The 4,206-nt window shown below is 74.2% G+C and carries 5 protein-coding genes; 2 read left to right on the plus strand and 3 right to left on the minus strand.

Annotation, left to right across the window (positions count from 1 at the left end; genetic code table 11):
- Window positions 1–455: 455 nt before the first annotated feature.
- Complete coding sequence (locus tag ACFXA3_RS14700; protein WP_385186810.1) at window positions 456–1,307, minus strand: MerR family transcriptional regulator; 852 nt, start codon at window positions 1,305–1,307, stop codon at window positions 456–458.
- A 583-nt stretch (window positions 1,308–1,890) separates the two neighbouring features.
- On the minus strand, window positions 1,891–2,316 hold the full coding sequence (locus tag ACFXA3_RS14705; RefSeq protein WP_385186783.1) for a heme-binding protein: 426 nt from the start codon (window positions 2,314–2,316) through the stop codon (window positions 1,891–1,893).
- Between the two features lie 181 nt (window positions 2,317–2,497).
- On the opposite strand from ACFXA3_RS14705, the gene ACFXA3_RS14710 reads away from it, so the two are divergent.
- Window positions 2,498–2,929, plus strand: coding sequence for a MarR family winged helix-turn-helix transcriptional regulator (locus ACFXA3_RS14710; protein ID WP_385186785.1), 432 nt, complete (start codon window positions 2,498–2,500; stop codon window positions 2,927–2,929).
- Here ACFXA3_RS14710 and ACFXA3_RS14715 read toward each other — a convergent pair.
- Entirely contained in the window at window positions 2,926–3,081 is a 156-nt protein-coding gene (locus ACFXA3_RS14715; protein ID WP_385186787.1) for a hypothetical protein, read from the minus strand. The genes ACFXA3_RS14710 and ACFXA3_RS14715 overlap by 4 nt on opposite strands.
- Window positions 3,082–3,100: 19 nt before the next feature.
- Here ACFXA3_RS14715 and ACFXA3_RS14720 point away from each other — a divergent pair.
- A partial coding sequence (locus tag ACFXA3_RS14720; RefSeq protein ID WP_385186788.1) for a calcium-binding protein occupies window positions 3,101–4,206 on the plus strand: 1,106 nt, incomplete at its 3' end.

The raw sequence follows: 4,206 nt of genomic DNA on the forward strand, positions 1-4,206 counted from the left end.
ACCCCCCCGCGGGGCTGTCTGGGGGCCGCCGCACCGCACGGGCCGGGGGGGGGCAGCCGTGTCGGAAGCCCCGGGGGGGCTGGGGGGGGGCAGCCGCACCGGAAGCACCGGCGGGGCCGGAAAGGGACAGTCGCACCGGAAGCACCAGCGGGGCCGGAAAGGGACAGTCACACCGGAAGTGCCGGCGGGGCTGGGGGCAGCCGTGCCGGAAGCGCAGGCCGGGCTGGAAGGGGGCAGCCGTACCGGAAGGGCTGGCGGGGCCGGAAAGGGGCAGTTGCACCGGAAGCGCAGGCCGGGCTGGAGGGGGCAGCCGTACCGGAAGTGCCGGCGGGGCCGGAAGGGGGCAGTGGCACGGGAAGCGCAGGCGGGGCCGGAAAGGGCAGTCGGGCTGGAAGGGCCTGCGGGCTACGAGGCTGGAAGGGTCGGCGGGTTACGGGGCGGGCGGGGCCTGCGGGTTACGGGGCGGGCGGGGCCGGGTCTTCGATTGGCCAGGCGATCTCGTACCGGTTGCCGGGGTCGTCCGGCGTGCCCGTCCAGCGGTGGTAGACCAGCCGGACCGGGCCGGCGAAGGCGAAGCCGTGCGTGCTGATCCAGTCGGCGACGGCATCGTACGCGGTGAGGATCGCGGGGAACTCGGCCGCGGGGCCGGACACTTCCGTGCAGGCGACGGTGTTCGCCGGGAGGTCGTGGACGGACATCCCCTCCGGCAGGTCCGTGGGCTGAGCGCCATCCGTCCAGAACGGCAGGCAGGCTTCGACCAGCGTCTCGTTCTCCTCGTCGCACACCCCGTGGTACCGGACGAACGCCGGACCGGTGAACGTCAGCGGGCCGCGGCCCGCGACGGCGTACATGTCCTGGAAGGCGGACCGCAGGAACCCCATGAGGCCGGAGTTCTTCACGGTCGCGGCGCGCACGAGTACGCGTTCGGCCTCGCCCTCGCGGACGGTGACGCGGTGGTTCATCTCTGCTCCTTCGGACGGGCGGGTCAACAGGCCGTGGACGAGGGCGCGCTGGACGGCCAGCCGGCCCTCCGCGGCCTTCAGGTGCGCGGCCAGTGCGGGGGCCAGGTCGGCCCCCGCACCGGCCTGCACGAGCAGGCCGCGCACCTGCTCGATCGGGATGTCGAGTTGCCGCAGGACCCGGATCAACCGGGCCGTCCGGACCTGGTCTCGCCGGAAGTAGCGGTAGCCGCTCTCCGGGTCGACGTGGGCGGGCGGCAGTACGCCGCTGGCGTCGTAATGCCGCAGGGCGGTGACCGTGAGGCCGCTGGCCTGCGCGAACTGCCCGATCGGCAGCAGGTTCGTCATGTCCACGGGGAGACTGTGCCGTCTCGGGTAACCCGAGAGTCAACGCCCTGGCCGGCTCTGCCTCCCAGGCCGACCCTGCCTCCCCGCACGGCCCGGCCCCTGGCCGGCTCCCCGTCCCTGGCCGGCTCCCCGTCCCGGGACGGCCTTTAGCCCCGGGCCAGCCCTTAGTTCCGGGTCGGTCCTGCGTCCCGGTCCGGTCCATAGTCCCGGGCCGGTCCTGCACCCCGGTCCGGTCCTGCGTCCCGGGCCAGCCCTTAGTCCCGGGCCAGCCCTTAGGCCCGGGCCAGCCCTTAGTCCCGGGTCGGTCCTGCGTCCCGGGCCAGTCCTCAGCCCCGGCCAGCTCCCCGTCCCGGCCAGCTCCCCGTCCCGGCCAGCTCCCCGTCCCGGCCAGCTCCCCGTCCCGGTCCGGTCCTGCGCCCCTGGCCGGCCTTTAGCCCCGGTCCGGTCCTGCGCCCCTGGCCGATCCTTAGCCCCGGGTCGGTCTTGCGTCCCGGGCCGGTCCTGCGTCCCGGGCCGGTCCTGCGTCCCGGGCCGGTCCTGCGTCCCGGGCCGGTCCTGGGCCGGGGCTTCCGGTCGGTCGGGTCTACGCCGGGACCGCGGCCAGGCCCGCCTCGGCGATCTTGACGTCGTCCGACCAGTGGCCGCCCGAGACGCCGATGCCGCCCACCAGGTGGCCGTCCACGACGATCGGCAGCCCGCCGCCGAACGTGACCAGGCGGTCGATCCCCGTGCGGGCCCCCACCGCAAGCTGCGCGTCGTTCTCGACGAACTCGTGCCACCCCGACGTGCTCAGGCCGAAGGCGGCCGCCGTGTACGCCTTGTCCTGGGCGATCTGGATCGTCATCAGGCCCGAGCCGTCCATCCGGGTGAACGCGCTGAGGTGCCCGGATTCGTCGACGACGGCGATGGCGAAGAAGAGGTCGGTCTCCCGGGCGGCGGCCAGGGCCGCGTCGACGATCGCGCGGGCGAGGTCGTTGCCGAGGGCGGGGCGGGTGCGGACAGCAGTCATGGAGGTCTCCCCTTGGTGATGGTGAGGCGTTCGACGCGGCAGTGCATGCGGCAGTGCATGCGGCAGTGCATGCGGCAGTTCGTGTGCTTGTAGCTAACAGCATGCTGATAGGCATCTGCAAGCTGACTGATCACCCAGTGGTTACTGGCACCCGACCGGCACCCGCTCCTACACTCGCCCCATGCACTACTCCGAGCGCCTGCTGATCCACATCAAGCAGGCCGAACGCATCACGCAGGCCGCCAAGGAGGCCGCGGTGCGCGAGGCCGGGATCACCGCTGCCCAGCAGGCCGCGCTCGCCGTGCTCAGCGACAACCCCGGCATCAACGCCGCCGAGCTCGCGCGCCGCCTGTCGGTCACCCCGCAGACGATGAACAGCCTGCTCGGGCGGCTGGAGACGCGCGGTCTCATCGCGCGCACCCCGCACCCGATCCACGGCACGCTCATCGAGATCCGGATGACCGAGCGCGGCGCGGAGGTGTTCGCCGCCGCGGACGCGCTCGTGGCGAAGCTCGATGCCCGGCTGGCCGAGGGCCTCTCCGAGGCCGAGACGGCCGCCGTACGGGACCTGCTCGCCCGGATCGTCCGGAACGCGGAGGCCAGCGGCCGCTAGCAGCCGCCGGCGGTGACGGCGGTGACGGCGGTGTCGGCGGTGTCGGAGGCCCGGCCGGCGGGCACCCGTACGACGGACAAGCCGAGGCAGTCGGCGCAGCCTCCGCTTGCGGGGCGGGCCGGGCGTGGCAGTCCTCCGTGCGATGCCGTCACGAACCGTCGGAGGACTTGAATGGCACGCATGATCACGGCCGGTGTCGTCACCGCCGCGCTGTTCGGCCTGGGGATCCCGGTCGCCGGAGCCGTCGCCCCGCCGACCTGCTTCGGTGCCGTCGCCACCATCACCGGCAGCGGCCTGATCAACGGCACGCCCGGCAACGACGTCATCGTCGGCTCGGCGGCCGCCGACACCGTCGACGGACTAGGTGGCAACGACCTCATCTGCGGGCTCGGTGGCGACGACCGGCTGGTCGGCGGGTCCGGCAACGACCGGCTCGACGGCGGCGCGGGCAACGACGTCCTGCGCGGTGACGCGGCCGTCGCCTCGGGCAACGCCTCCGGTGGCGGCAACGACGAGCTGTACGGGCGTGACGGTGACGACGACATGGTCGGCGACTCGTTCACGGCGAGCGGCAACGCCACGGGCGGCGGGAACGATCTCCTGGACGGCGGGCCCGGCGCCGACTTCATGGTCGGCGACTCCGAGAGCGACGCCGCCGGGACGGCCCACGGCGGCGGGAACGACCGCATGTTCGGCGGCGACGGGGACGACGAGCACATCACCGGCGACAGCGTCGCCCTCGGCGGTGATGCCACGGGCGGCGGCAACGACCTGCTGGACGGCGGCAACGGTGACGACGGCCTGCTCGGGGACTCCGCCTCGCCCTTCCAAGGGACGGGCACCGGCGCGGGCAACGACGTCCTGCGCGCCGGGCCGGGCGCCGGCGACACGGTCGTCGGTGACAGCGAGGGCGTCGCGGGGGCCGTCGGCAGGGGCGGCAACGACCAGATCGACTTGGGGGCCGACGGCGGTGTCTTCGCCGTGGGCGACCACAACATCGGCGACCCCGCCGGCGGCCGGGCCACGGGCGCGGGCAACGACCGGATCACCGGCGGCTCCGCCGCCGAGATCCTCATCGGCGACAGCTCCGTCGGCGACGCCTCCGTCACCTCCGCCGGAAACGACCAGATCGACGGCGGAGGCGGCGACGACACCCTCTTCGGGGACAACTCCAACTTCGACGGGGACGCGACCGCCGGCACGGCAGGCGGCCGGGATCAGCTCCGGGGCGGGGGGGGGCGCAGCTCAGGAGTGACAGGCCCCCCCCGCCGCCCCCA

The organism is Streptomyces sp. NPDC059456, assembly GCF_042750055.1.
In the GTDB taxonomy this organism is placed as follows: Bacteria; Actinomycetota; Actinomycetes; order Streptomycetales; family Streptomycetaceae; genus Streptomyces.